General features: G+C 48.7%; 24 protein-coding genes. 16 read left to right on the top strand and 8 right to left on the bottom strand.

What is annotated here, in order from left to right:
* Positions 1-17: 17 nt before the first annotated feature.
* On the bottom strand, positions 18-1,001 hold the full coding sequence (locus QM717_RS03410) for a ClpXP adapter SpxH family protein (protein ID WP_415034846.1): 984 nt from the start codon (positions 999-1,001) through the stop codon (positions 18-20).
* A complete protein-coding gene (locus QM717_RS03405; protein ID WP_415034844.1) occupies positions 998-2,095 on the bottom strand; it encodes an alkene reductase in 1,098 nt (365 codons plus the stop codon). Before QM717_RS03405 ends, QM717_RS03410 begins: the two co-directional genes overlap by 4 nt.
* Before the next feature lie 77 nt (positions 2,096-2,172).
* On the opposite strand from QM717_RS03405, the gene QM717_RS03400 reads away from it, so the two are divergent.
* A complete protein-coding gene (locus tag QM717_RS03400; RefSeq protein WP_415034842.1) occupies positions 2,173-2,484 on the top strand; it encodes a winged helix-turn-helix transcriptional regulator in 312 nt (103 codons plus the stop codon).
* 49 nt (positions 2,485-2,533) lie between these two features.
* Here QM717_RS03400 and QM717_RS03395 read toward each other — a convergent pair whose 3' ends face one another.
* From QM717_RS03395 to QM717_RS03380, 4 genes are all read right to left on the bottom strand, one after another.
* On the bottom strand, positions 2,534-3,958 hold the full coding sequence (locus tag QM717_RS03395) for a TolC family protein (RefSeq protein ID WP_415034840.1): 1,425 nt from the start codon (positions 3,956-3,958) through the stop codon (positions 2,534-2,536).
* Positions 3,951-7,118 carry an efflux RND transporter permease subunit gene (locus QM717_RS03390; protein ID WP_415034838.1) on the bottom strand — a complete coding sequence of 1,056 codons (3,168 nt, stop codon included), beginning with the start codon at positions 7,116-7,118 and terminating at the stop codon, positions 3,951-3,953. Before QM717_RS03390 ends, QM717_RS03395 begins: the two co-directional genes overlap by 8 nt.
* 16 nt (positions 7,119-7,134) lie before the next feature.
* Positions 7,135-8,217, bottom strand: coding sequence for an efflux RND transporter periplasmic adaptor subunit (locus QM717_RS03385; RefSeq protein WP_415034836.1), 1,083 nt, complete (start codon positions 8,215-8,217; stop codon positions 7,135-7,137).
* A 73-nt stretch (positions 8,218-8,290) separates the two neighbouring features.
* On the bottom strand, positions 8,291-8,644 hold the full coding sequence (locus tag QM717_RS03380; protein ID WP_415034834.1) for a hypothetical protein: 354 nt from the start codon (positions 8,642-8,644) through the stop codon (positions 8,291-8,293).
* 149 nt (positions 8,645-8,793) lie between these two features.
* On the opposite strand from QM717_RS03380, the gene QM717_RS03375 reads away from it, so the two are divergent.
* Positions 8,794-9,282 carry a DinB family protein gene (locus QM717_RS03375; RefSeq protein WP_415034832.1) on the top strand — a complete coding sequence of 163 codons (489 nt, stop codon included), beginning with the start codon at positions 8,794-8,796 and terminating at the stop codon, positions 9,280-9,282.
* Positions 9,283-9,384: 102 nt separating this feature from the next.
* Here QM717_RS03375 and lepA read toward each other — a convergent pair whose 3' ends face one another.
* Positions 9,385-11,181: a translation elongation factor 4 gene (gene lepA / locus QM717_RS03370; protein ID WP_415034830.1), complete on the bottom strand. Its 1,797-nt coding sequence runs from the start codon at positions 11,179-11,181 to the stop codon at positions 9,385-9,387.
* Between the two features lie 257 nt (positions 11,182-11,438).
* On the opposite strand from lepA, the gene QM717_RS03365 reads away from it, so the two are divergent.
* The 3 genes from QM717_RS03365 to QM717_RS03355 all read left to right on the top strand — a co-directional run bounded on the left by QM717_RS03365 (position 11,439) and on the right by QM717_RS03355 (position 14,457).
* Positions 11,439-12,053: a hypothetical protein gene (locus QM717_RS03365; protein ID WP_415034828.1), complete on the top strand. Its 615-nt coding sequence runs from the start codon at positions 11,439-11,441 to the stop codon at positions 12,051-12,053.
* A gap of 109 nt (positions 12,054-12,162) precedes the next feature.
* The gene (locus tag QM717_RS03360) at positions 12,163-13,863 is read left to right on the top strand and encodes a hypothetical protein (protein WP_415034826.1); all 1,701 of its coding nucleotides are present in this window, start codon (positions 12,163-12,165) and stop codon (positions 13,861-13,863) included.
* A 6-nt stretch (positions 13,864-13,869) separates the two neighbouring features.
* Positions 13,870-14,457, top strand: coding sequence for a hypothetical protein (locus QM717_RS03355; RefSeq protein ID WP_415034824.1), 588 nt, complete (start codon positions 13,870-13,872; stop codon positions 14,455-14,457).
* A 15-nt stretch (positions 14,458-14,472) separates the two neighbouring features.
* On the opposite strand, the gene QM717_RS03350 is transcribed toward QM717_RS03355, so the two are convergent.
* Complete coding sequence (locus tag QM717_RS03350; RefSeq protein WP_415034822.1) at positions 14,473-15,732, bottom strand: NAD(P)/FAD-dependent oxidoreductase; 1,260 nt, start codon at positions 15,730-15,732, stop codon at positions 14,473-14,475.
* Between the two features lie 126 nt (positions 15,733-15,858).
* On the opposite strand from QM717_RS03350, the gene QM717_RS03345 reads away from it, so the two are divergent.
* From QM717_RS03345 to QM717_RS03295, 11 genes are all read left to right on the top strand, one after another.
* Entirely contained in the window at positions 15,859-17,379 is a 1,521-nt protein-coding gene (locus QM717_RS03345) for an HAL/PAL/TAL family ammonia-lyase (protein WP_415034820.1), read from the top strand.
* A gap of 69 nt (positions 17,380-17,448) precedes the next feature.
* Entirely contained in the window at positions 17,449-18,567 is a 1,119-nt protein-coding gene (locus QM717_RS03340; protein ID WP_415034818.1) for a WG repeat-containing protein, read from the top strand.
* A 15-nt stretch (positions 18,568-18,582) separates the two neighbouring features.
* Positions 18,583-19,314: a 3-oxoacyl-ACP reductase FabG gene (fabG, locus tag QM717_RS03335; RefSeq protein WP_415034920.1), complete on the top strand. Its 732-nt coding sequence runs from the start codon at positions 18,583-18,585 to the stop codon at positions 19,312-19,314.
* 12 nt (positions 19,315-19,326) lie between these two features.
* On the top strand, positions 19,327-20,553 hold the full coding sequence (locus tag QM717_RS03330) for a beta-ketoacyl-[acyl-carrier-protein] synthase family protein (protein ID WP_415034816.1): 1,227 nt from the start codon (positions 19,327-19,329) through the stop codon (positions 20,551-20,553).
* Positions 20,553-20,801: a phosphopantetheine-binding protein gene (locus QM717_RS03325; protein ID WP_415034814.1), complete on the top strand. Its 249-nt coding sequence runs from the start codon at positions 20,553-20,555 to the stop codon at positions 20,799-20,801. The genes QM717_RS03330 and QM717_RS03325 overlap by 1 nt, the downstream gene beginning before the upstream one ends.
* A 46-nt stretch (positions 20,802-20,847) precedes the next feature.
* Entirely contained in the window at positions 20,848-21,741 is an 894-nt protein-coding gene (locus QM717_RS03320) for a lipid A biosynthesis acyltransferase (RefSeq protein ID WP_415034812.1), read from the top strand.
* 54 nt (positions 21,742-21,795) lie between these two features.
* Positions 21,796-23,451, top strand: a complete 1,656-nt coding sequence (locus QM717_RS03315) for a phytoene desaturase family protein (RefSeq protein WP_415034810.1) — start codon at positions 21,796-21,798, stop codon at positions 23,449-23,451.
* 49 nt (positions 23,452-23,500) lie between these two features.
* A complete protein-coding gene (locus QM717_RS03310) occupies positions 23,501-24,403 on the top strand; it encodes a flavodoxin family protein (protein WP_415034808.1) in 903 nt (300 codons plus the stop codon).
* 16 nt (positions 24,404-24,419) lie between these two features.
* On the top strand, positions 24,420-25,556 hold the full coding sequence (locus tag QM717_RS03305; RefSeq protein ID WP_415034806.1) for a beta-ketoacyl-ACP synthase III: 1,137 nt from the start codon (positions 24,420-24,422) through the stop codon (positions 25,554-25,556).
* Entirely contained in the window at positions 25,556-25,990 is a 435-nt protein-coding gene (locus QM717_RS03300) for a hypothetical protein (protein WP_415034804.1), read from the top strand. The genes QM717_RS03305 and QM717_RS03300 overlap by 1 nt, the downstream gene beginning before the upstream one ends.
* An 11-nt stretch (positions 25,991-26,001) precedes the next feature.
* Complete coding sequence (locus QM717_RS03295) at positions 26,002-26,469, top strand: ABC transporter permease (RefSeq protein WP_415034802.1); 468 nt, start codon at positions 26,002-26,004, stop codon at positions 26,467-26,469.
* Positions 26,470-26,482: the final 13 nt, after the last annotated feature.

Here is a 26,482-nt window from a genome sequence, read left to right as displayed (position 1 = left end):
GCGAAGCGACGATCAAATCAATATTGCCACAGCACGCCATTCTTGGTGACCTTCTTGGTGAGCCGTTTGAGCATGGAATGATGTTCGAGGAGTTTCTCCGCTTCCGCCATACCGATCCCGGCAAGGGTCGCATATTCTTTGGTCGTAAGCGTCGGATAATGCCCGAACAGCGTATGAAAATCGGCAGGTACTTCTTTTCGTACTGCCCCAGCTTCCAATTGCTGGATCGCCTGCTCAAAATGCGCATACGGTTTCGAACCATAGAGCACAACCTGCTGCTGAGCATTCGAAAAAAACAAAGTCGGGAAACCGCGTACCCCCATTTTGCGTGCCAGGTCAAGATCTTCCTCGAAAGCCTTTTTGGCTTTGCCTTCGAAGTCGGTTTTCAATTGTTTCACATCGAGCCCGCTCTCCATGGCCGCCTGCTCGAGGTATTCCCACCGCGTGATGTTCTTCTTCTCGACGAATACCATCTCGCGGATCCTGCGCAGGAACGCCACTGCTTTTCTCGGGTCTTGGAATTGCGCGGCCTTGAAGGCAATCGATGGCGGATAGGAGGAATGCAACGGATCTTCGAGCCAAACCGAACCGTCGATCGGCATATCATAATAGCGGCTCACCTCGTCCCAATGCTGCGCTACATCCAAAGGCTGGGTGATGCCCCCGCCATTGAAACCGTCCCAAGAAGGAAGCAGGCCACCCATACGGTAGTCGATTTCAAAATGGTCACCATAGGCGAGCTTGAGTCGGCGCAACTGCGGTTCGATGCCCCAGCAGGACGAACAGATCGGGTCGGTAAAATAAACGATACGGATGGGTTTTTGCTGCTCCACGGCGGCTATTTGTGTTTCCGGATTCCCCGAAGAAGGGATTTCGCAAAACCCGGCCTCGGGATTGCACAACAACGGATTGGGATGATTATTTTTCATTTTCTGGTGGTTTTGTGCCGTGCAGCCGTACGTAAACAGCAACACGACGGTCTGTATAAAAAGTCGGATCATGATTGGGTTTGAAGCACGGGATAATCGGTATAGCCCTTTTCATCTGCCGTGTAAAAAGTAGCCGGATCGGGCTGTGCCCAAGTTTCGTCGTTTTCGATGCGGTAAGGCAAATCGGGATTGGCGATGAAGGGCGACCCGAACGAAATCAGATCGGCTTCGTTGTCGGCCAATGCCTGCTCCGCGCGTTGCTGGGTATACCCGCCGTTCAAGATCAACGTCGAATGAAAAATGCTCCGGATGTCCTTGATCAATCCCAATCCTTCGGCGCTGCCCCTGGCGGCATAGTCGATCAGGTGAACATAGGCGATGTCCAGGCGGTTCAATTCCAAAACCAGGTAGCGATAAGTCGGTACGATTTCTTCATAATGCGGCATCGTATTGAACGTGCTGTAAGGCGACAACCGGATCCCGATTTTGTCAAACCCGATGGCATCGCCCACGGCTTTCACGACCTCGAGTACAAAACGGCTGCGGTTTTCGATACTGCCGCCATAGAGGTCTTGGCGTACATTCGAATGCGGATTTAAAAATTGTTCCAACAGATAACCATTGGCCGCATGCAATTCCACACCGTCAAAACCGGCGGCAATGGCATTTTTGGCCGTCTGTACGAATTCGTTTTTGGTGCGTTCGATTGCTTGGATATCCATTTCCAGGGGCATTCCCGTTTGTTGCATACCCACCGCATCGGTCCACATCGGGAAATCGGCACTGATGGCGGAAGGGGCCACGATCTGCGCACCTTTGGGCATGTTGGCCGAATGCGCAATCCGGCCCACGTGCATCAATTGGGTAAAGATGATGCCGCCTTCCACATGTACGGCATCGGTTACTTTTTTCCAACCGGCCATTTGTTCGGCTGAAAAGATTCCAGGGATTCGGGCATAGCCAAGCGCATTTGGGCTCAGTGCATTGCCTTCGGTGATGATCAATCCGGCAGAGCTTCTCTGTTGGTAATAATTGGCCATCAGCTCGTTCGGTACATTGCCGATCGCACGGCTCCGGGTCATCGGCGCCATGACAATCCTGTTGTTTAATGTTTTGGTTTTTAATGGAATGGGCTCCAGTAATTTCGATTTTAAGATGGTATTCATGATTTCTGAAATTTTAATTGATTAATTTTATGCAAATTTGCGAGGTCTTGAAAAACCCTGCAATAAGTCAGAAAAACATGACTACAAAAAAAGAAGATGCCCATTCGCAGCATTGCCCGGCTGAAGGGGTTTTGAAGCTGTTGTCGGGAAAATGGAAACCGCAAATTTTTCGTTTGGCGGTAGACGGCCCGGTGCGTTTCAGCGGCCTTCTGCGCGAAATTGAAGGATCGAACAAACAAAGCATCGCCGTCGCGCTCAAGGAACTCGAGGCCGAAGGACTGTTGGAAAAAATCGTGATCAGGCTCAAGCCGCTCCACATCGAATACGTACTCGCCGAAAGGGGAAAGGCGATGCTGTCGGTATTCAACCTGATGGAACAACTGAAGTAAATCGCAAACAGGAAAAATAAAAAAAGCCGGCATCCGCCGGCTTTCAAATTTATTGCCATCCCCCGCCGAGGTCGCGGTACACATGCACCACGGCGGTCAGTTGGTCTTTCTTGGTCTCGGCCAGTTCGAGCCGTGCTTCGAGCGCATCGCGCTGCGTGAGCAAAACTTCGAGATAGTCGGCCCGTGCCGAAAGGAACAAGTCGTTCGATACTTCAATCGAGCGGTTGAGCGCGTCGACCTGTTGGGTCTTCAATTGGTAACTTTTGGCCAGGTTGCCTACTTTCGAAAGTTGGTTGGCCACTTCGAGATAGGCATTCAAAACGGTACGTTCGTAATTGTACAATGCCTGCAACTGCCGTGCATTGGCATTCTTGAATTCGGCCTTGATGGCGTTGCGGTTGATCAGCGGGGCGGCCAAATCGCCTACGACCGAATACAGCAACGATTCCGGAAGCCTGGTCAGATAAGACGGCTTAAACGCCTGCAGACCGATCGAGGCAGAAATGTCGAGCGAAGGATAAAACTCGGCGCGTGCGGCTTTGACATCGAGCTTGGCCGCAGCGAGTTCGAGCTCGGCCTGCTTGATATCGGGGCGGTTGGCGAGCAATTGCGATGGAATCCCCGATTGGACTGTGGCTACTGCCACCTCATAAAACGGGGTTTGCGTCCGTACAATTTCCTGCGGATAACGGCCGAGCAACAGGTTGATGCGGTTTTCGGTTTCCTTGATTTGCTGTTTGATGTCAAACTCCCTGCTTTCGGATTGACGTACCTCGGCTTCAAACTTCTTCACGGCCATTTCGGTCGCACGCGCGGCCTGCTTCTGCACCTTCACGATCTCGAGCCCGTTTTGCTGCAAGGCGATGCCCTGTTTGATGACGGCCAATTGGTTGTCTAGCGCGAGCAATTCATAATAGGAATCGGCCACTTCAGCGATGAGGTTGGTCAGCACGAAATTACGTCCTTCCACCGTGGCCAGGTAACGGTCGGTCGCGGCCTTTTTCGAATTGCGCAACTTCTTCCAGATGTCGACTTCCCAATTGGCCTGTGCGGCTATGGTCAAGTCGCCTAGTGGATCGGGTGTTTCTTTTCCGGGGGCAATGTCGGTCGACGCATCACCGGCACCCTGACTGGTGTAACGTCCTACTTTTTCCAATCCGGCTCCGGCACGAATGCCGATCGTAGGCAGCAATGCACCTTTTCGGATTCGGATGTCGTTTTGGGCAATCTCAATTTCCTGCAAGGTGATGTTGAGTTCCTGGTTGTTCTGGAGCGCGGTCTCGATGAGCGCAACCAGATTCGGGTCTTTAAAAAACTGGCGCCACGGCATTTTGGCCGTGTTGGCCGTATCGGTGCTTTGGGCATATTGCTCCGGAAGTTTGGCGGAGGCATTGGCCGTTGCTACTTCTGGCGTTTTACATCCAACGGCCAATGCCGCAGACAGCGCGACAAATAAGATTTTCGATCTATACATGGTGGTCGATTTCTTCGGTTAACGGATTTTCTTCTTCTTTTTTGACAAGTTTGTGTTTTTCGGCAATGCGGCCAAAGATGTAATACAGCCCCGGAATGATCAACACCCCGAACACTGTGCCCACAAGCATACCGCCCGCAGCGGCCGAACCAATCGTTCGGTTACCCGTCGCACCCGGACCACTGGCAAAAACGAGCGGGATCAATCCGGCGATAAACGCAAACGAGGTCATCAAAATCGGTCGGAAACGTACCGCCGAGCCTTCAATCGCGGCCTTGAGCACCGACTTTCCGTTCTTGTGTTCCTGCGCGGCAAACTCCACAATCAACACGGCATTCTTTCCAAGTAATCCGATCAGCATCACCATCGCGACCTGCGCATAGATGTTGTTTTCGAGCCCCATGATCTTGAGCAACAGGAACGCCCCGAAAATACCGGCCACGAGCGACAGGATGACCGAGAACGGCAATACAAAACTTTCGTACTGCGCGGCCAAAATCAGGTAGACAAAGCCGAGACAGATCAGGAAGATATAGATTGCTTCGTTGCCTCGCGCCACCTCGTCCTTCGAAATACCGGCCCAGTCGATCGCATAACCACGCGGTAAGGTTTTCTCGGCCACCTCGGTAATGGCCTTGATCGCCTCGCCGCTACTGTAACCATCGGCTGCGGCCCCGCTGATTTCGGAGGCAGTATACATATTTTGGCGTGTGATTTCCGACAAGCCGTATACTTTCTCCATACGCATGAATGCCGAGAATGGCACCATTTCGTCTTTGTCATTTTTGACGTAAAGTTTCAAGATGTCGGTCGGTAAGGCCCGGTATTCGGGAGAAGCCTGCACCATGACCTTGTATTGGCGGCCATATTTAATGAAGCTGATCTCATAGTTACTGCCGACCAAGGTCGACAAGGTGTTCATCGCGTTTTCGATCGTTACGCCTTTCTGCTGTGCCAGATCATTGTCGATGTGCAGCATGTATTGCGGAAAACTCGCGCTGTAAAAACTGAACACCGAAGACAGTTCGGGCCGTTTGTTGAGCGCGGCCACAAAATCATTGCTGACGGTTTCCATTTTCTTGTAATCGCCCGAACCGGTCTTGTCGAGCAGACGCAACTCGAATCCGCCCGCGGCACCATAACCCGGAACGGCTGGCGGCTGGAAGAATTCAATCGTCGCACCGGTCAGGTCTTTCGATTTTTCCTCCAATTCGGCCATGACTTCCTGCACCGAATGTTTGCGATCTTCCCAGCTCTTGAGGTTGATGAGGCAGGTTCCGGCATTGGCACCCGTTCCTTCGGTCAAAATCTCATAACCGGCCAAGGACGAAACCGACTGTACATCGGGGATGCCTTCGGCGATTTTCTGCAAATGCTCCGAAATCTGGTTCGTACGCTCGAGCGAGGAGCCCGGAGGCGTTTGGATCACGGCATAGAACATTCCTTGGTCTTCGTTCGGGATAAAACCCGAAGGCACGACACCATTGAGGAACCAAGTGCCGAGGCAGAAGGCAATCAGCATCCCGAAAGTGATGACGCGTCGGTTCACAATTTTGCCGAGTAGTTTGCGGTAACGCTCCGATACGCCATCGAACCAACGGTTAAAAAGCTCTACGATTTTATTGATAGGCGTTTTCTTCTTCGGCTTACCATGCGTATTCTTGAGCATCATCGCACAAAGCGCGGGTGTCAAGGTCAACGCTACCACGCCCGAAAGGACAATCGAGGTCGCCATCGTAATCGAAAACTGTCGGTAGAAAATCCCGACCGGCCCGCTCATGAATGCCACGGGAATAAATACGGCCGCCATGACGAAAGTAATCGCCACGATCGCACCGCTGATTTCATGCATGGCTTTCTGCGTGGCCTTTCGCGCCGACAGATGTTCGGTTTCCATCTTGGCGTGGACGGCTTCGATGACGACAATTGCGTTATCGACTACAATACCGATGGCCAAAACCAAAGCGAACAACGTGATGAGGTTCAACGTAATGCCAAAATACTGCATGAATACAAACGTTCCCACGAGCGAAACCGGAACCGCAATGGCCGGAATGACCGTCGAGCGCCAGTCGCCCAAGAACAAGAACACGACGAGGCCGACCAAAAGAAACGCTTCCACAAGCGTGTGCAATACTTTTTCGATCGAGGCATCGAGGAATTTCGACACGTCGTAACTGATTTCGTAATCCATGCCTTTGGGGAACGAGGCCGACTTGATTTCAGCCAGTTTCGCCTTGACGTCTTTGATGACCTGGCTGGCATTGCTACCGTAGGATTGCTTGAGTACAATCGCCGCCGAAGGTTTGCCGTTGAGGTTCGAGTAAATGTCATACATCGAACTGCCGAATTCGACATTGGCGACGTCTTTGAGCCGCAGGATTTCACCTTCAGGAGTCGAGCGCAGGATGATGTTGTCGTATTGTTCTTTCGTCGTAAAACGCCCCGAATATTTGAGTACGTATTCGAACGACTGCGAACGCTTGCCCGAACTTTCTCCTGTCTTTCCGGGGGAAGCCTCCAAACTTTGTTCTTCCAAAGCTTTCATGACCTCGTCGGCCGAAATCTTGTAGGCGAGCATGCGATCGGGTTTGAGCCAGATGCGCATCGCGTATTCGCGGTTTCCAAGAATGTCGGCCACACCAACGCCGTCCACACGCTTGAGCTCGGGCAGGATGTTGATGTCGGCAAAGTTGAACAGGAATTTCTGGTCGGTATGCGGATCGGTGCTGTACAGGTTTACATACAACAACATGTTTGATTCCTCGCGTGTAATCTTGACGCCTTCACGAACGACGAGCGGCGGGAGTTTGTTGACGACCGACGCCACACGGTTTTGTACGTTAAGCGATGCCTGGTTGGGATCGGTGCCGAGGTTGAAAACGACCTGGATCGTGGCCTCGCCGTCGTTACCGGCATCCGAAGCCATGTATTTCATGCCCGGTACACCATTGATGGCACGTTCGAGTGGAATCAGGACCGACTTGGTCATGAGTTCGTTGTTGGCCCCTGGATATTCGGCGGTCACGTTGACCTTGGGCGGGGAAATCGAAGGGAATTGCGTGACCGGCAAGGCGGTCATGGCGAGAATACCCAAAAACACGATAATAAGCGAGATCACGATCGATAAGACCGGCCGCTGGATGAATCTATTAAACATCTTTGAGGTTTTTAGGTTATTCGGCTTTGAGTTTCAGGTGCGACAAAACGTCCTGCGGCTTTTGGTAATCGAAACCGATCTTGTCGCCGTCTTTTACCTTTTGTACGCCTTCGAGCAGGATGCGGTCGTTTTCGGCGATACCGTTCTGCACCACATACAGATCGGGCAATTCGCCGGTGATGGCAATCTCTCTCGATTTGACGACGTTTTGGCTGTCGACCACAAAGACATATTTCTTGTCCTGGATTTCATAAGTCGCTTTCTGCGGAATAATGAGCGCGTTCTTGACCGGAACGGTCAACAATACTTTGCCCGTTTCGCCATTGCGCAACAATTTGTCGGGGTTCGGGAAACGCGCACGGAAGGCGATATTCCCGGTCTCGTTATCGAATTCGCTTTCGATGACCTCGACTTTTCCTTTGTATTGCAACGGCGTGTTATTGGCCAACAACAAAGTCACATTGCTGTCGCCGCGTCCTTTTATATTCGTTTGGTAATCGAGGTATTCGGGTTCGGAAACGTTGAAATAGGCAAACATCTGCCCGTTGTCCGAAAGGCTCGTGAGCAATTCACCTTCATCGATCAAACTACCCAGTTTTTTTGGGATGCGGTCGATTGTGCCTGAAAATGGCGCACGGATTTCGGTAAACGACAAATGTAATTTGGCCAATGCGGCCTCGGCTTTGGCGTGTTCGAGTTTGGCCTGTGCCAGCGCCTGTTCGTTTTTGGAAACGATGTTCTTGTCGGCCAGTAGCTTGGTATTTTGGAGCTCGATCGAAGCGGCTTGGGTTTCGGCTTCGGCCTTTTGCACTTCGGCTTCGTAGATTTTAGGCATGATGCGGAACAACAGTTGTCCGGCTTTTACATATTGGCCTTCGTCTACATAAATGTCCTGCAGGTAGCCTTTCTCCTGCGCACGGATTTCGATGTTCTTGACCGAACGGATCTGTGAAACGTATTCTTTGGTGAAGGCCGTATCGATCTTCACCGGATTGGTCACGGCAAATTTGCCGGCTTCTTCTTTTTCAATTTTTTTATCGCTACAGCTCGTCAGCCCCAAAAAGGCAGCCAGTCCCGTAGCCAGGATGATTTTATTCATGGATATGTGCTTTGAATTTGAGAGGTGTTTGTACTCGAAGGCGTTACTAGAAATGCCTGATTAAAAACAAGAATCAAATCCGCAGCACGCGGTGGGCGAGGTAAATGGGTGTAGATTGTCCGCAGAAGTGCGGGAAGAAATAAGAACGGTTGACATGGGGTAACCGCTTGCCAATCAACCATTGCTCATGAAAACCAACGGTTATGATTGTCTGGACTTTGTCCTTGAAATGATCGGCGGCGATTTCCTCGCTGTTGTCCAGGTCGCTTTCATCGATGGTCCAGTAATGGTCGTTATCGGTCGATTGGACCTGATGGTGGAATGTCGATTTTTCTTTGGCCGGATAGGCGTATGCCGCAGCGGAAGCGGATGGACCGGCCCCGATAAGCATCGTAAACAGCGATATGAAAAATAGTACAGCGCGCATTTCGAGGCCAAAAGTAAGGCAAAGACCGGTATCCCAAATGCGGATTAATGAATTTTTAAGAAATCGGACGAAAAATTCCAAAACCTGCTGACACACTGTTGTCAATTGCCGCCCTTAATTTTGTCCCAACAACAATAAAAATCAACATCATGGACACTTTAACAGCACCCCAAGTCATCACTTCCGAAAATTTACTCAAACACTGGCAAGGCCACCGCGCCTTGACGCGCCGCGTCATCGAGGCATTTCCCGAAAAAGAATTTTTTACGTTCGCTATCGGTGGCATGCGCCCATTTTCGCAACTCACCGCCGAATTGCTTTCCATCGGGGCACCGGCGCTCAAAGGCATCGTGACACGCGAAGAAGGCGCCTACAATGAAGCCGATGCGGCCAAACTCACCACCAAAGCGGAATTCCTCGCCAAATGGGATGAAGCCACCGCACAGATCAACACGTCGTGGAAACAACTCAAGACCGAAGATTTCAGCGAAACCTTCAACCTGTTCGGCCAATACGAATTCCCGATCATTGAAAACATCCTCTATTTCATCGACAATGAAGTGCACCACCGTGGACAGGGTTATGTATACCTGCGTGCCTTGGGCATCGAACCGCCTTTCTTCTGGGAAAGATATTAATCAATTAATAATTAATAACGGCGAATCGTTTCAATCATCAGTAAAAACAAAAAAGCCCTGAGTAATCAGGGCTTAAATTATTATAGTTAATATCATTATTAATTAATCATTGAGCTTCAACACCGCCATAAATGCTTCCTGCGGAATCTCTACATTTCCTACCTGGCGCATGCGTTTTTTTCCTTTTTTCTGTTTTTCGAGGAGTTTACGCTTACGCGAAATATCCCCTCCGTAACATTTGGCCGTAACGTCCTTGCGTAATGCCTTCACCGTTTCACGCGCGATGATTTTCGCACCGATGGCCGCCTGGATCGGAATGTCGAATTGTTGGCGCGGAATCAATTCCTTCAGTTTTTCGGTCATTTTCTTGCCGATATTATAGGCGTTGTCTGCATGGATCAAGGCCGAAAGCGCATCCACCGGATTGGCATTGAGCAACACATCGACTTTCACCAAGTTCGATGTACGCATCCCGATCGGATGGTAGTCGAATGAAGCGTACCCTTTCGAAACCGTTTTGAGTCGGTCGTAAAAATCGAATACGATCTCGGCGAGCGGCATGTCAAAATTGAGCTCAACGCGCTCTGTCGTTAAATAAGTTTGATTGGTGATGATGCCCCGTTTTTCGATACACAAACTCATCACATTCCCCACAAAATCCGATTTTGTGATGATTGTAGCTTTGATGTAAGGTTCTTCTACACGGTCTAATCTAGAAGGCTCGGGGAGATCGGATGGATTGTTCACAATGATCGGCGTATCGACATCCTTTTTGGTATAAGCCAAATACGAAACGTTCGGGACGGTTGTAATTACGGTCATGTCGAATTCGCGTTCCAGGCGTTCCTGGATGATTTCCATGTGCAGCATCCCGAGAAATCCGCATCGGAAACCAAAGCCGAGTGCCGCCGAACTTTCGGCCTGGAACACCAATGACGCATCGTTGAGTTGGAGTTTCTCCATCGAGGCGCGCAATTCTTCGTAATCTTCGGTATCCACCGGGTAAATTCCCGCGAATACCATCGGTTTGACATCTTCGAAACCGGCGATTCCATTTTGTGTCGGCACCTTGGCATCGGTAATCGTGTCACCTACTTTGACTTCCTTGGCTTCCTTGATTCCTGAAATCAGATAACCCACGTCGCCCGCAGAAATAACCTGCTTGGGCACTTGGTTGAGTTTCAAGGTGCCAATCTCATCGGCAAAATATTCATTGCCGGTGGCCATGAACTTGATTTTCTGGCCTTTCTTGATTTCGCCGTTCTTGACACGGAAAATAACCTCAATCCCACGGAATGGGTTGTAAACCGAGTCGAAAATGAGCGCCTGCAACGGTTCGGCGGGGTCGCCTTTCGGGGCAGGGATTTTTTCGATAATCGCGGCCAATATGTTTTCCACACCAAACCCGGTCTTACCCGAAGCGTGGATGATGTCTTCCAATTTACAACCGAGCAAATCGATGATGTCGTCGCTGACTTCCTCTGGATTCGCGCTCGGCAAATCAACCTTGTTCAAAACCGGGATGATTTCGAGGTCGTTTTCCAAAGCGAGGTACAGGTTCGAGATCGTCTGGGCCTGGATGCTCTGTGCCGCATCGACAATCAACAATGCGCCTTCACAAGCTGCAATCGAACGCGAAACTTCATAGGAAAAATCCACGTGTCCCGGCGTATCGATGAGGTTCAGGATGTAATCCTCGCCCTTGTATTTGTATTCCATTTGGATCGCGTGGCTCTTGATCGTGATGCCGCGCTCGCGTTCCAAATCCATATTGTCGAGCAATTGCGCCTTCTCCTCACGCGCGCTGACGGTTTGTGTCGCGCTGAGCAAACGGTCGGCCAACGTACTTTTGCCGTGGTCGATGTGCGCAATGATGCAAAAATTTCTGATGTGTTTCATGCTGTTTCTTCCCTTGTTGTTTTTTTGGGCGTTTCCCTGCGGGCCGGGCTTTCCGCGGTGCATGGCACCTTGCTTCAATCCCTAACGCAGTCTCGAAGAATAGAATTCCTCGGTTTCAATCGGCAAATATAGTCCAAACTTGGCATTGCAGGAAATTACCATACAAATAATTGCGCTAAAATGCATTATACGGCATTTGTCCTATTGCACGGCTCGAAAGGAATCCCTATTTTTGTACAAACCTTAAAATCAAAAAAATGAAAAAATTATTCGCATTAGCATTTATGATTACGGCTTCGGTGGCCTTTGCACAAGATATGGATGTGGTGAAAGGTGATTTCGCTTTCCTCGGAGGCGAAAAAGAAATCAATGTGGAGTTCGACTACAGCAAACTCACCTTGATGAAAGAAAAGAAAACCGAGGCACAATACATCGATGAAAGAGCCGAGGACCTGAACAAGAAAGGAAAAGGCAATGGCGAAGTCTGGAAAAAGAAATGGAACGGCGCGCGCGAAGGCATCTGGCAACCGAAATTTCTCGAGCTCGTCAACACCATCCTGACCAAAGCCAAAAAAGACGTAACGTTCCAGGAAGGACTCAGCAGCGCCAAATACACGTTGATCGTCGAAGTGGTTTGGATCTATCCGGGTTGGGATGTTTCGATGATGAAACAACCGGCCAAGGTATCGACCAATTTGAAATTTGTAGACTCGGCCAACAAATCGAACGTATTGCTCGAAATCAAGGCAGAAGAAGCGCCGGGCGACCAGTGGGGCAGCCAGTTCAGCAACGAAACCCGTATCGGGGAAGGCTTTGCCAAAACCGGAAAATCACTCGGGCAGATGTTGGTCAAAAAAGCCTACAAAAAATAAGAAATGCAGCAATCGAAATACAACCCGGAATCTTCCGGGTTTTTTTATGCGCCGAAACGAAAGCGCCAATAAATTTCTTTATGTTTGTAAACCAACCAGAACAAACAACATGAAAAAATTGCTCCTCCTCCTTGCCTTTTGCGGCTGCTTGAATGCACATGCGCAAAAAGACCTATCAAGGGATTACGCCTACAGCGTCAGTGAACCGTATCGGGTGTTCGACGCCAAGAAGAAATTTTATTTTTCGAGTGGTGACCAATCGCTTGCCATCAAGTTTGACGACAACGACATTTTAATCCAGAAATTCGACAACCTTAAGCCAGCTTTTGTCAAAGACAAATTGTATGAAAAGTTCTTCCCGAAGAATTATGAGGTCGAAAACGTGCTCGAGGTCAACGGAAGGTTTTTTGTCTTTTTCTCGTCCTGGAACGGCGATGACGATAAAGAGCAGTTGTTTGAGCAGGAGATCGATTTTGCCTCGGGCGAATTCAAGGGAAATCCGGTATTGATGTTCCAGGTCAATGGCAAAGTAGCACGCAATGCGGCCGAAGATCCGGGAAGAAGGGCGTCTTCCTGGTGGTGGGGCAGCGGCGGAGACAAATTCGATATTTTCCAATCGCGCGATAAAAAACAAATCCTCGTGCAATACCGCAGAAGACCTGAGAAAAAGAACGATAAAAAGAGTTTCGACATCATCGGTCTGGGCGCTTTCAATGGCAATATGGAAAAAGTTTCGCTGCACGAAATCACAATGCCTTACACCGAGAGAAGGATGGACAACCTCGACTACAAACTCAACAACAAAGGTGATTTGTTCATGCTCGCCAAGGTGTACCACGACGACAGCAACGACGACAAGAAAAGCAAAGATGACATAGTGGCCAACTACCACATCGAGTTGTTTACGATCAAGGCAGGCACCGATCAAATCGCAATTTCCCAATTCGACAACGGCGACCATTTTGTCAATGGCATTTGGCTTTTCGATACCGACAGCGATTACCTCGTATGCGGCGGTTTCTACAGCAACGGTAAAGGAAAAACCAGGGCCAATGGCGGTGGTTTTTTCAGTAACAAAGTCTCGGAAACAGGCGAGTCGGATGGCGTTATGGTTTTTAAAATCAAACCCGACGGAACCATATACGACAAGTATTACCACGAAATTCCGATTGACATCTTAAACGCCTACGAAAGCAAAAGAACCAAAAAGAAGAATGCCAAAAAAGAAGATAAGGGAATCAGTGCCAAAATCCCGTACCTGATGCTCAAAAACATCGAAGTGCTTCACGACGGGAGCATGATGTTGGTAGGCGAACAATACCATCTTGAAGTACACCGCACGGCAGGGGGCGGCCCAATGGGCGGCGGCGGAACGGTGTATTACACCTATCATTATGACGATATTCTCGCTACAAAAATTGCTCCCGACGGTTCATTGGCCTACATGCAAAAAATCCCGAAAGAACAAATCGGCGACCGCGGACTCGGCGGCATGTCGTTCAAGTATTTTTTTGCCAACGACACACATTATTTCATTTACCTCGACAACGTCAAAAACATCGATTTGCCCGAAGGGAAAACACCGGCCAAGCATTCGGATGACGATGGTGGTTACCTGACCGCAGTGCGCATCTCGGACACTGACGGTAGCCTGGCCAAAGGTTCTGTCTTCAATGCGCGGGATGTTCAGGATTACAAGATCCGGCAGTTTTCGACCAACCGGATTGTCAAAACGAGTGAAAATTCCTTTATGCTCGAAGCCTACAAGAAGCAGAAAGAAGACATCATGATTAAAGTCACCTTGAATTAAAAGATTATGAAAAAAGCATTTTTATTGTTGTTATTGATTGCGACTGGCACGCAGGCACAGCGCTACGAAATTCTTTCGGGTGACATGAAAAAACTCGAAGGCATCACCGATTATAACATCACTTTCGATTACAAAGGCATGACTGTGCACGGCTATGCCACCGAGGAAGAATACCTGGCAGACAAAATGAAGAAACGCGAAAAGCATGAAGGCAAAGCCGAAAAATTCAAGGAAGATTGGTTCGCCAACCGCGAAAACCTTTACGAGCCGGCTTTCATCAACTATTTCAATGGCGTATTCAAGAAAGGCGAAGTCAAAGTCGGAAAAAATCCCGAGGCCAAATACACGATGGAAGTAAAGACCACTTGGGTGTATCCGGGTTATGACGCCGGAACCGATACCGAGCAGGCCAAAATCAGTGCAATCGTGACGGTCAGGGAAACCGCCAACCCCACAAACGTACTGGTGTCCATCGCGTTCGATAAGTCCATTGGACTGTCGCACCAAATCGGGAACAGTTTGGGTGACCGGATTTCTTGGGCCTATGAACGCATCGCCAAGAACTTCACGATACAGCTCAAACGATATTTGTAAAATAAAAACCCGACTTTAAGTCGGGTTTTGTGCTTTTTGCTGTTGCTCCATATTGATCAGGTGCGCCATATTCTTGACCAGGTTGTCGTGTTTCTTGACAAACGGGTTGGTCTCGTCCCATACGTAACCGGCGAGTACCGCGCAGATTTTGCGTTTGACGTCGGGATTTTCCGGTTGGTGGAAAAACAAGGTTTGCAGGTTTCCGGTGTACCATTCCTTGACGTAGGTCGTAAATACACCAATGCCGCGACGCATGTAGCCGGTGAATTCTTCTTCCCAATCGACTTCGATGCCTTGCTGTTCTTTGAGGTATAATTTTGCGGCGAGCATGCCCGATTCGGTCGCGAAACAAACCCCCGATGAAAATACCGGATCGAGGAATTCCGAACTGTTTCCGGTGAGCGCGAACCCAGGTCCCCACATGCTTTTGACCGAACGCGAGTAGTTTTCAAGTTTTACGGGCTCGAATAAGAAATCGACACCGCCAAAACGTTTGACATAATAATCCGATAATTTGATTGCATTGTTGAGCGCTTCGCGGCTGTCGTTGTTTTCCGATAAGGAATTGATGAACGAAGTAGGTCCTACAACGCCCAAAGACGTATTGCCGTTCGAAAACGGAATCACCCAAAGCCATACTTCGGTCTCGAGAATGTCGAACGAAATCAAGGTGCCTTCTTCGCCTTCCGGACGGTTCACGTCGTAGACATGCGTAAAAATCGAAGAATGCGGGTCGAGTTTCGAAGGCGTGTCCAAATCGAGCAATCGCGGCAACACACGGCCATAACCGCTCGAGTCGATGATCATCTTGGCATGGATCTGCTTCATATTGCCGTCTTTGTCCTTGACAGTCGTAATCGAATTTTTGCCTTCAAATTCCACGGCCAAAACTTCCGATTCGAACTCGAGGTCGATGCCCTTGCGGATGATTTCCTGTGCCATCGTATTGTCGAAATCGGCACGCGGAATCTGCCAGGTCCAATCCCAGCCTTTGCCATATTTGTCGCTGAAATCGAAAATACAAATCTCTTCGCCGCGGATGAAACGGGCACCGAGTTTCTTTTCGAAGTTCATCGAATCCAAGGCAGGAAACAACCCCGCTTCGTCAAAATGATCCATCACACGCGGGATCAAACTTTCGCCCACGACCAATCGTGGAAATTTGGTCTTTTCGACCACTTTTACCTTCACCCCATTGTTGTAAAGATGTCCGGCAGAAACACATCCCGAAGGCCCTGCTCCGATGACCAAAACATCTACAAACTCCTTTAACATATTTTTATATTTTTTTAGATTATTATATTACATTTGCCGTTCCAAATTAACTACATTTATTTTGATAAAAAAAAACTAAATTGAGTTAAATCAGAGGGCATTAAATGAACAAGACAAAAAGGATTAATGAATACAATTAAGGAATACCTAACGCTAAGCGAATTCGAATCGGTCATCTTCGACAACAGTAAAATAGAAATCAGCGAAGCGGTCCTCAGAAGGGTCAAAAGAAGCTTCAATTTTTTAAAGGAATTTTCAGGAAACAAGGTCATCTATGGCGTCAACACCGGCTTTGGCCCGATGGCGCAATACCGCATCAAGGACGAAGGCCGCATCCAGCTCCAATACAACCTGATCCGAAGCCATTCTTCGGGCACGGGCAAACCCATCGAGCCGCAGGCTGTCAAGGCGGCTATCCTGGCACGGCTTAATACTTTGGGGCTCGGTTATTCGGGCGTGCATCCGTCGTTGATCCATTTGATGAAGGAACTCATCAACCGCGACATCACGCCGCTTATTTTTGAGCATGGCGGGGTAGGCGCGAGCGGCGATTTGGTGCAGTTGGCACATTTGGCACTCGTGCTCATCGGTGAAGGCGAGGTATTTTACAAAGGCGAGAGAAGACCGACCAAGGAAGTCTATGCCATCGAAGGTTTGGAGCCGATCAACGTCGAAATCCGTGAAGGCTTGGCACTGATGAACGGTACTTCGGTCATGACCGGAATCGGTGTGGTCAATGTGCACAAGGCCAACAAATTGCTCGACTGGTCGCTCAAAATTTCGTGCGCGATCAACGAAATCGTCAAAGCCTACGACGACCATTTGTCGTTCGAACTCAACCATACCAAGTTGCACAAAGGCCAGCAGGAAGTAGCCGAAAGGATGCGCAACAATTTATCCGATAGCCAACTGATCCGCAAACGGGAGGAACATTTGTACACCGGCGAAAACAACGAGGAAATCTTCCGCGAGAAAGTACAGGAATACTATTCGTTGCGCTGTGTGCCGCAGATTCTCGGCCCGGTACAGGAAACCATCGACAGCGTGGCGGCCATTTTGGAGAAAGAATTCAATTCGGCCAACGACAACCCGATCATCGATGTGGCCAACCGACACGTATTCCACGGCGGAAATTTCCACGGCGATTACATTTCACTGGAAATGGACAAACTCAAGATTGTCATCACCAAACTGACGATGCTCGCCGAAAGACAGCTCAATTATTTGCTCAACGCCAAGATCAATGAAATCCTGCCACCGTTTGTCAACCTCGGTACGCTTGGGTTCAATTTCGGGATGCAAGGCGTACAATTCACGGCGACCTCGACCACGGCCGAAAGCCAGATGCTGTCGAACCCGATGTACGTGCACAGCATTCCGAACAACAACGACAACCAGGACATCGTGAGCATGGGAACCAATTCGGCAGTCATCGCGTCGAAGGTGATCGAGAATGCGTTCGAGGTGTTGGCGATCGAACTCATCACGATTGTCCAGGCCATCGATTTCCTCGAGCAGAAAGACCAAGTGTCGTCTGTTACGCGAAAAATGTATGACGACGTGCGCGCCATCATCCCGATGTTCAAGGAAGACCAGGTGATGTATCCGTTCGTGCAAAAGGTCAAGGACCATTTGATAAATAATTAGTACATTAGCATATCACGCCCATAGTGGGCAATCAATCAATAATTAATCACAATCTAAAAATCAAAAATCATGAGTACAAAAAATCTATTGTTTGTTTTGTTGCTGGCCGTCAATTTTGTTGGGGCGCAGGAATTGGCCTTGGTCAAAAAGGATGAAAAATTCGGGTACATTACCAGGACCGGCGATTTTGCCATCCAGCCCAAATACAAGGTGGCCAAAAATTTCTCCGACGGACTGGCCGCTTTCGAGGAAGGCAAGAAATGGGGCTTCATCAATCCGAAAGGCGAAGTCGTTATTCCGGCTACTTTTGACGATGCGAAATATTTCGACAGTGGAATTTGCGTAGTGTCCAAAGACAAAAAATGGTTTTACATCAATAAGAAAGGCGAAACCGTACAGTCGCCGCCAACCGAAAAAGTGTTCGATTTCGAAGAAGGTCTGGCCTACATCAAGCAAGGCGAGAAAATTGGGATCATCAACGCACAGATGAAGGTAGTGCTCGAACCCAAATACGACATCATCAAATCGTTCAACGGCAATTATGCGCGTGTCAAAAACGGCGACCGTTGGGGAATCATCGACCGTACTGGAAAAGTAATCGTGGATCCGCTTTATGACGACATCGGCGATTACAGCAAAGGCGTGGCTTGGGCCAAGAATGGAACGGCCATCGGTTTGGTGATCGAAAACAAATTCAAGGCGCTTGACGGAGTCGAAAAAATCTGGGATTTTGAAGACCAGACCATCACCTATGCCAAAAAGAACGAAAAAATCGGATTCATTGATATGAAAGGCAATTGGGTCATTGATCCGAAATTCGACAAAGCAAGGGCTTTCTCTGAAGGTTTGGCTCCGGTTTGCGTAGGCAAACTTTGGGGTTACATCAATACCAAAGGCGACTTGGTGGTACAGCCTACCTATGAAGATGCCGAAGTATTCAGCGCCGAAGGACTGGCACCGGTCAAAGAGAAAAACTGGGGCTTTATCAACAAAACGGGAAAACTCGTGATCCCAACGCAATACGGTATTTCGGCCGGTGGACTTTTTGCGTTCTTCAAGAAAGACGACAAAGGATTCAGCAATGGCCTGGCCAGGGTAAAAAATGAAAAGAAATGGGGCTTCCTCAAGCCAGACGGAACCGTTTTGGGCAACCAATGGTTCGACCAAGCGGAGCCGTTTAAAAAATAAATACAAGAATAAATGATGAAATGTGCATTGGTGACCGGCGGTTCGAGAGGAATCGGAAGTGCAATATGCCAAAAATTAGCAGCGGATACGGATTACCATATCCTGATCAACTACCAATCGAATAAGACCGCCGCCGAACAAACGCTCGAGGCGGTTAAAAATGCAGGTGGGAAAGGTGAAATCATCGCCTTCAACGTCACTGATGCCGAAGAAGTGAAGAATGCGTTGACGCAGTGGCAAGAGGCCAATCCCGAAGCTACGGTCGAAGTGATCGTCAACAATGCCGGCATCACCAAGGACGGATTGTTCATGTGGATGAGCCAAGAAGATTGGAGCAGCGTGATCAATACCAGCCTGAACGGTTTTTTCAATGTGACGAATTTCTTCATCCAGAAGATGCTGCGCAACAAATACGGTCGCATCGTCAATATGGTGTCGGTATCGGGTGTCAAAGGCACGGCCGGCCAGACGAACTATTCGGCTGCCAAAGGTGCCGTTGTGGCGGCTACCAAGGCATTGGCACAGGAAGTAGCCAAACGCAACATCACGGTCAATGCCGTCGCACCGGGTTTTATCCGCAGCGACATGACCGCAGATCTGGACGAGAAGGAACTCAGCAAACTGATTCCGGTCAACCGTTTTGGCGAAGTCGAAGAAGTGGCCGACCTGGTGAGTTTCCTCGTTTCACGCAAATCGAGTTATATCACGGGAGAAGTCATCAACATCAACGGCGGAATTTATTCTTAAAGCGAAGGCAGCATGAGCAAAAGGGTAGTCATTACCGGAATGGGAATTTATTCCTGCATAGGCACTTCATTGGACGAGGTCAAGGAGTCGTTGTACCAAGGCAAATCAGGGATCCAGTATGATGCCGAAAGAAAGGAATTTGGTTTCCGTTCGGCCTTGACCGGATTGGTCCCGAAACCGGAATTGAAAGACTTGTTGTCCAGAAGGCAACGCATCAGTATCGGTGAGGAAACCGAATACGCCTACATGGCCACGATCGAGGCACTCAAAAACGCCGGAATCGACGATGCTTTTTTCGATTCGAATGAAGTCGGAATCATGTACGGCAACGACAGCGTTTCCAAAGCCATTATCGAAGCCACCGACATCATTCGCGAAAAGAAAGACACCACCCTGATCGGATCGGGGGCGATTTTCAAATCGATGAACTCGACTGTGACGATGAACTTGTCGACCATTTTCCGGTTACGCGGCGTAAATCTTACGGTCAGCGCGGCTTGCGCAAGTGGTTCGCATTCGATAGGTCTCGGTTACCACTTGATCAAATCGGGTTTGCAGGACATGATCATCTGCGGCGGCGCCCAGGAAATCAACAAATATGCGATGAGCAGTTTCGACGGACTCGGCGTCTTTTCGCCACGCGAAGACCAGCCGGCCAAAGCCTCACGTCCGTTTGATGCGAACCGAGACGGACTGGTACCGAGCGGTGGCGGTGCAACCTTGATCCTCGAAAGTTATGAATCGGCGATGCGACGCGGCGCCAACATCATCGCTGAGGTGGTCGGCTACGGATTTTCTTCGAACGGCGGGCACATCTCGACCCCAAATGTCGAAGGCCCATCGACCGCGATGCAACGGGCGCTCGAAGATGCAGGCGTCGACGCTTCCGAAATCGAATACATCAACGCACATGCGACATCGACTCCGGTAGGCGATGCCAATGAAGCCAAGGCCATTTTTGAAGTATTTGGCCAAAACCATCCGTATGTGAGTTCGACCAAGTCGATGACGGGCCACGAATGTTGGATGGCGGGAGCAAGTGAGGTGATTTATTCGATCCTGATGATGCAAAATTCGTTCATTGCACCGAACATCAACCTTGAAAATACAGATGAGGATTCTGCAAAATTAAATTTGGTAAGAACAACAATAAATAAAGAATTTAATATATTTTTGTCGAATTCCTTCGGTTTTGGAGGGACCAACTCGGCACTAATTATTAAAAAGTTCAAATCATAATGAATAAAGAAGAGATTATTGAAAAGATCAACGGATTTTTGGTTGAGGAATTCGAAACCGATGCAGACGACATTCAACCAGAGGCCAATCTGAAAGACACTTTAGGGCTCGACAGCTTGGACTATGTGGATTTGGTGGTTTCCATCGAATCCAATTTCGGGGTCAAACTGGTCGAGGCCGATTTTGTCGGCATTTCAACGTTCCAGACGTTTTACGACCTGATCGAGAACAAAATCAAATCCAAATAAATGAAACTTCCGAAACCGGAAGTTTTTTTTTAACAGTCGTTCAGCTATGGCGCAATGGGAAGGTAAATCGAAAGGAACCGTTCTGGGATACAAGATCTTTGTTTTCTTTATCAAGAAAGCGGGCGTGCGCACGGCTTATTTCATCTTGTTTTTCGTCGCCACGTATTACTTCTTGTTCCTGCGCAGAAGCAACCGCGCGATTTTTTATTATTTCAGGCAAAGGCTCGGCTATTCGTGGTTCAAGGCCAAGATTTGTGTTTTCAAAAGTTATTTCACGTTTGGCCAGACCATCATCGACAAGGTTTCGATTTCGGCCGGAATGCGTGACAGTTTTACCTATGAATTCGATGGTGTGGAAACGCTCAAACGCTTGTTGGCTGAGAAAAAAGGTGGCGTGCTGATCAGCGCACACATGGGGAATTTTGAAATCGCCGAACATTTTTTCGGAGAGATTGACCTCGATTTCCAAATCAATTTGGTCACCACCGATCTGGAACATTCCGCCATCAAGAATTACCTCGAAAGCATCACCCAAAAATCGAGCATCAAATTCATCATCATCAAGGAAGATTTGTCGCATATTTTTGACATCAACGCAGCATTGGCGCGCAATGAACTGGTTTGTTTTACAGGTGACCGTTATTTCGAGGGCGTCAAATCGCTTTCAGGGAATTTGCTTGGGGAAACGGCTAAATTTCCGGCCGGCCCGTTCCTGATTGCCTCGCGTCTCAAAGTCCCGGTCGTTTTTGTCTATGTGATGAAAGAACCCAAACTGCATTACCATCTGTATGCGCGTGAAGCCCAGGTCAAGCACCGCGACGAGCAGGCATTGCTTGGGGAATACATCGGCAGTGTCGAGCAGATGGTCCAGAAATATCCGCTGCAATGGTTCAATTACTTCGATTTTTGGGACCGAATTGAAAATCAGCACAGAAACTAAAGTTTAACAACTGTTCCAATACTTCGTTTCGTATTTTAGCCGAAACCTCAAGATATGGGAGAATTTGACACGGTCATTATTGGCTCCGGCGTAGGAGGTTTGGCAGCGGCAATTTGTTTGGCGCGCGCAGGGCAAAAGGTACTCGTACTCGAACAACATTATGTTCCGGGCGGTTGGAGCCATAGTTTTACAATCGGTGGGCAACGATTCAGCCCGGGCGTGCATTACGTCGGGCTCATGGAAAAAGGCCAGACGACGCATGAATTGTACCGAAGCCTTGGCATCGCCAACGATTTGGTGTTTTTTCGGATGAACAAAAAGGGCTATGAGCATTGCCTGATTGGAAACGAAAAATTCGATATGCCTTCGGGGATCGAAAACCTTGAGTCGGCACTCGCGCAACGTTTTCCCAAAGAACAGAAAAACGTCGCCGAATACCTCAAATTGATCCAAAACGTCAACCGCGAATTGCAATTGATGCCCAAGCTCAAAGGCTGGTGGCAAAAGATAACGGTTCCGTTCCGTACCAAGAATTTTGGAAAATTTGCGTTGTTTCCGCTCCAGAAAGTCATCGGTTGGCACATCAAGGATCCGATGCTCAAGGCGATTTTGAATGTGCAATGCGGCGACCATGGATTGCCTCCGAATCGCGCGTGTTTCCCGGTGCATTGCTCGGTCATGGGGCATTATTTCGACGGTGGTTTTTACCCGATGGGCGGCGGCGGCGGACTCATCAAGGCGATGACCAACGCGGTCAAACGCCACGGCGGCCAGATTCGTGTGGAACAGAAAGTCAACAAAATAGTACTGGAGGGCAAAAAAGCGATTGGCGTTGAATTGGACAACGGCACGCAAATTTTTGCCAAAAATATCATTTCCAATGCCGATCCGTCCATTACTTACCTGGATTTGGTTGGCAAAGAAAACCTCGGAAAATCGCTTCGCAAAAAACTCGAAAACACCAAATATTCGGTCACTTCGTTGATTTTGTTTTTGACATTGGACATGGATGTGACGCCGTTCGGCATCGATTCGGGCAACATCTGGCTCATCAAAGACCAAGACATCGACGCGCATTTCCAAACCTTGATGAAAGAAGATTTGACCCATGGCGATGCATTTCCGGCGGTGTTCATCAGTTGCACGACGCTCAAGGATCCGGCGAGTTTCAACGGGCGTTACCACAATTTTGAAATCGTGACCTATGTCGATTATGAAAACCTGCGCGGACTCAAGCAGCAGGGCGATTACCACGACGAAGCCTATGCCGATTTCAAACGCAAAGTCACCGCTAAGTTCCTGAACAACATCGAGCAATTGATTCCGGGCGCAAAACAGCACATCGTTCAGGTAGAACTCGGAACGCCCAAAACCAACGAGTTCTACATCAATTCTACCAGGGGCAATGTCTACGGAACCGAGAAAACGCTGCGCCAAGTCGGGCCATTTTCGTATAAAAACAAAACCGAATTCGAAAACCTGTACCTGTGCGGCGCCAGTACATTATCGCATGGGGTGGGCGGTGCGACGCATTCGGGTGTGGTAGCGGCCGCTGCGGTGTTGGGTTGTCACAGCGATGATTTCCTGATCGAGGACGAAAACCAGCAATTGCGCATTTACGACGCCGATGATGAAACCGACTGGCCCGAGTGGTTGCACACCAAACGCTCGGATAAACGCAGGACTTTCAAGGAAATAAAACCGAATTAACAACAAACTGTATTTTTTCGATTAAATTTGCACCAAAATTTTACAAAGGATGAAAAACGTTCTGGTTATCTATTATTCCCAATCCGGACAGCTCAAGGAAATCGCGCAAAACATTGCCAAGCCGTTGCTCGAAAACGAGGAAGTTAACCTGACTTTTCACGAAATCAAACTGGTCAAACCTTTTCCGTTTCCTTGGAACAAGGAGGCTTTTTTTGATGCTTTTCCCGAGTCTTTTTTGCAGATTCCGACCGAATTGGAACCTGTTCCACAGGAAATCCTGGGCCAGCGATACGATTTAATTTTGTTCCATTACCAGGTTTGGTATTTGTCGCCATCGATTCCGATCAATTCGTTCCTCAAAAGCGACCAAGCCAAGATTTTACTCAAGGATACGCCAGTGGTCACGATCAGCGGATCACGCAACATGTGGGTCATGGCGCAGGAAAAAATCAAGAAATTGTTGCAGGAAAATGGCGCAAAACTCGTCGGCAATGTGGCCTTGGTCGATCGTGTCGGAAACTTGATTTCGGTGATCACGATTGTCGAATGGATGTTTTCGGGGGTCAAGAAAAAACACCTGGGCATTTTTCCGTTGCCGGGCGTGTCGCAGAAAGACATTGATGAATCGGATCAATTTGGAAAAATCATCCTTTCCAAACTCCAATCGAACCAATGGGACGGCTTGCAACCCGAACTGGTAGCCCACGGGGCGGTAAGAATCAGTTCTTATCTGGTCAAGGTGGACAAGACGGCTAATAAAATCTTCAATAAATGGTCAAATTTGATCCATAAAAAGAGAAATTCGCGAAAAATTTGGCTGAAAGTTTTTTATGTGTATTTGTTCCTTGCAATTTGGTTAATCTCGCCAATTGTATATATATTGCATGTTTTTACATACCCGTTAAAGATTAATAGCATAAAGAGAGAAACCCAGTATTTACAAGGGGTTTAGAAGACGAAAATAAATTATGTTCGAAGTTTATATTACAAAAGCTGGGAAATATTTGCCAAATGAAGCCATTTCTAATGATGAAATGGAAGCTTATTTGGGATTAATCAATGACGCGGCCTCCAAAGCGAGAAGAATTATTCTCCGAAACAACCGGATTACCAGCAGGCATTATGCCGTCGACAAACAAGGCAATCCGACCCACAACAATGCCGAGCTGACCCAATTGGCCATCGAAAAATTGTACGATGCAAACTTCACCGCAAAGGACATGGAATGCCTCTCGTGCGGGACTTCGACGCCAGATAATTTCCTTCCGTCGCATGCCGCCATGGTGCACGGATTGCTCAAAAACCAATCGGTAGAGCTCAATTCCTCGACCGGTGTGTGTTGCGCGGGGATGAACTCGCTCAAATTCGGTTATCTTTCGATCAAATCAGGCAATACCAAAAATGCCGTCTGTACCGGTTCCGAAAGGGTTTCGACCTGGATGATGGCCGACAAATACGAACAGGAAATCGTCAACCTCAAAAACCTCGAGGAACAGCCGATTATCGCTTTCAAGAAAGACTTTTTGCGTTGGATGCTGTCCGACGGTGCGGGTGCCTTCCTTTTGGAAAACCAGCCGCGCAAAGACGGCGTTTCGCTCAAGATTGAATGGATGGATGCGTTTTCTTATGCACACGAACTCGAAGCCTGTATGTACGCCGGCGGCGACAAACAAGATGACGGTTCGATCAAACCCTGGAGCGATTACCATCCGGACCAATGGCTCAAGGAATCGATTTTCTCGATCAAACAGGACGTCAAGTTGCTCGACGAACACATCTTGGTCAAAGGCGCCGAAAGCATGAGCGAGGCGATGCGCAAGAACAACATCACTGCTGCCGATATCGATTATTTCCTGCCACACGTATCTTCGCATTATTTCGTGGCCGGACTCAAAAAGGCGCTCGACGAAAAAGGCGTAGGCGTTGCCGATGAAAAATGGTTCATGAATTTGGGCCGCGTGGGCAATGTCGGTTCTGCCTCAATTTATTTGGCTTTGGAAGAATTGCTCAATTCGGGGCAACTCCAAAAGGGCCAAAAAATCTTGTTGTCGGTTCCGGAAAGCGGCCGATTCTCTTTTGCTTACGCTTATTTAACCGTTTGCTGATGGAACTCGCACAACCCATATACGACAAGCGATTTGTGGGCAACCTGATTCCGCAGAAATTTCCATTTGTCATGGTCGACAAACTGCTGTCTTATTCAGAAACGTCAATTGTGGCCGGACTTGAAGTGGTCGAAGACAATATTTTTTACAAAGACGGAACTTTCCTCGAACCGGGATTGATCGAGCACATGGCGCAAACGGTGGCTTTGCACACGGGCTATCAATTTTACCTGCGCCAGGAAATGGCACCAACAGGTTACATCGGTTCGATCAGCGGCGTTGAAATCAAAGCATTGCCCCAATTGGGCGATGAAATAGAAACCGCGGTAACCATTCTGCAGGAATTCGCCGGAATTACAATGGTGCAAATATCGACTACAGTCAACGGAAATGAGATTGCTTCAGGGCAAATGAAAACGGTTCTCGCAAAATAAACGCTATGGAGATGGCCCCAATCGATATCAACAATTACCTGCCGCATCGCGCACCGATGCTCATGGTCGATTGGATCCTCAAGATGAACCATGAGATTGTCGAGACGGTTTTCGAAATCAAATCCGACAATATTTTTGTACAGGACGGCATTTTCGTGGAAGCCGGACTGATTGAAAATGCCGCCCAGACTTGTTCGGCCATCGTGGCCAAAGGCTATTATGTGGATGAAAACAATGAAGACCGCGAAAATGTGGACGTCATCGGGTTCATCAGCGCACTCAAGACCTTAAAAATCCATGCTTTGCCCAAAGCTGGACAAACCATAACCACACTCGCCACTTTCGTATCCCAATTCGTCACCGACGATTACACCTTGTGTACGATGGGTTGCAAAACCACTTGCGGGGGCCAGTTGTTGCTCGAAGGCGAAATCAACCTGTTCATTCAGGAAACCGCCAAGGCATCGGCTTCGAAATAAAATAAACTTCAGG

The organism is Flavobacterium sp., assembly GCF_047602195.1.
GTDB lineage: Bacteria > Bacteroidota > Bacteroidia > Flavobacteriales > Flavobacteriaceae > Flavobacterium.
The sequence above is the reverse complement of the archived record's forward strand: the minus strand, read 5'-3'. Positions and strand labels throughout refer to the sequence as shown.

Coding starts and splice junctions, on each gene's coding strand:
- QM717_RS03375 (WP_415034832.1), top strand. CDS start 8,794: ATGGACACTTTAACAGCACCCCAAGTCATCACTTCCGAAAATTTACTC.
- QM717_RS03325 (WP_415034814.1), top strand. CDS start 20,553: ATGAATAAAGAAGAGATTATTGAAAAGATCAACGGATTTTTGGTTGAG.
- QM717_RS03310 (WP_415034808.1), top strand. CDS start 23,501: ATGAAAAACGTTCTGGTTATCTATTATTCCCAATCCGGACAGCTCAAG.
- QM717_RS03390 (WP_415034838.1), bottom strand. CDS start 7,118: ATGTTTAATAGATTCATCCAGCGGCCGGTCTTATCGATCGTGATCTCG.
- QM717_RS03315 (WP_415034810.1), top strand. CDS start 21,796: ATGGGAGAATTTGACACGGTCATTATTGGCTCCGGCGTAGGAGGTTTG.
- QM717_RS03395 (WP_415034840.1), bottom strand. CDS start 3,958: ATGTATAGATCGAAAATCTTATTTGTCGCGCTGTCTGCGGCATTGGCC.
- QM717_RS03345 (WP_415034820.1), top strand. CDS start 15,859: ATGAATACAATTAAGGAATACCTAACGCTAAGCGAATTCGAATCGGTC.
- QM717_RS03380 (WP_415034834.1), bottom strand. CDS start 8,644: ATGCGCGCTGTACTATTTTTCATATCGCTGTTTACGATGCTTATCGGG.
- QM717_RS03365 (WP_415034828.1), top strand. CDS start 11,439: ATGAAAAAATTATTCGCATTAGCATTTATGATTACGGCTTCGGTGGCC.
- QM717_RS03295 (WP_415034802.1), top strand. CDS start 26,002: ATGGCCCCAATCGATATCAACAATTACCTGCCGCATCGCGCACCGATG.
- QM717_RS03330 (WP_415034816.1), top strand. CDS start 19,327: ATGAGCAAAAGGGTAGTCATTACCGGAATGGGAATTTATTCCTGCATA.
- QM717_RS03305 (WP_415034806.1), top strand. CDS start 24,420: ATGTTCGAAGTTTATATTACAAAAGCTGGGAAATATTTGCCAAATGAA.
- QM717_RS03340 (WP_415034818.1), top strand. CDS start 17,449: ATGAGTACAAAAAATCTATTGTTTGTTTTGTTGCTGGCCGTCAATTTT.
- fabG (WP_415034920.1), top strand. CDS start 18,583: ATGAAATGTGCATTGGTGACCGGCGGTTCGAGAGGAATCGGAAGTGCA.
- QM717_RS03360 (WP_415034826.1), top strand. CDS start 12,163: ATGAAAAAATTGCTCCTCCTCCTTGCCTTTTGCGGCTGCTTGAATGCA.
- lepA (WP_415034830.1), bottom strand. CDS start 11,181: ATGAAACACATCAGAAATTTTTGCATCATTGCGCACATCGACCACGGC.
- QM717_RS03385 (WP_415034836.1), bottom strand. CDS start 8,217: ATGAATAAAATCATCCTGGCTACGGGACTGGCTGCCTTTTTGGGGCTG.
- QM717_RS03350 (WP_415034822.1), bottom strand. CDS start 15,732: ATGTTAAAGGAGTTTGTAGATGTTTTGGTCATCGGAGCAGGGCCTTCG.
- QM717_RS03400 (WP_415034842.1), top strand. CDS start 2,173: ATGACTACAAAAAAAGAAGATGCCCATTCGCAGCATTGCCCGGCTGAA.
- QM717_RS03410 (WP_415034846.1), bottom strand. CDS start 1,001: ATGATCCGACTTTTTATACAGACCGTCGTGTTGCTGTTTACGTACGGC.
- QM717_RS03355 (WP_415034824.1), top strand. CDS start 13,870: ATGAAAAAAGCATTTTTATTGTTGTTATTGATTGCGACTGGCACGCAG.
- QM717_RS03300 (WP_415034804.1), top strand. CDS start 25,556: ATGGAACTCGCACAACCCATATACGACAAGCGATTTGTGGGCAACCTG.
- QM717_RS03320 (WP_415034812.1), top strand. CDS start 20,848: ATGGCGCAATGGGAAGGTAAATCGAAAGGAACCGTTCTGGGATACAAG.
- QM717_RS03405 (WP_415034844.1), bottom strand. CDS start 2,095: ATGAATACCATCTTAAAATCGAAATTACTGGAGCCCATTCCATTAAAA.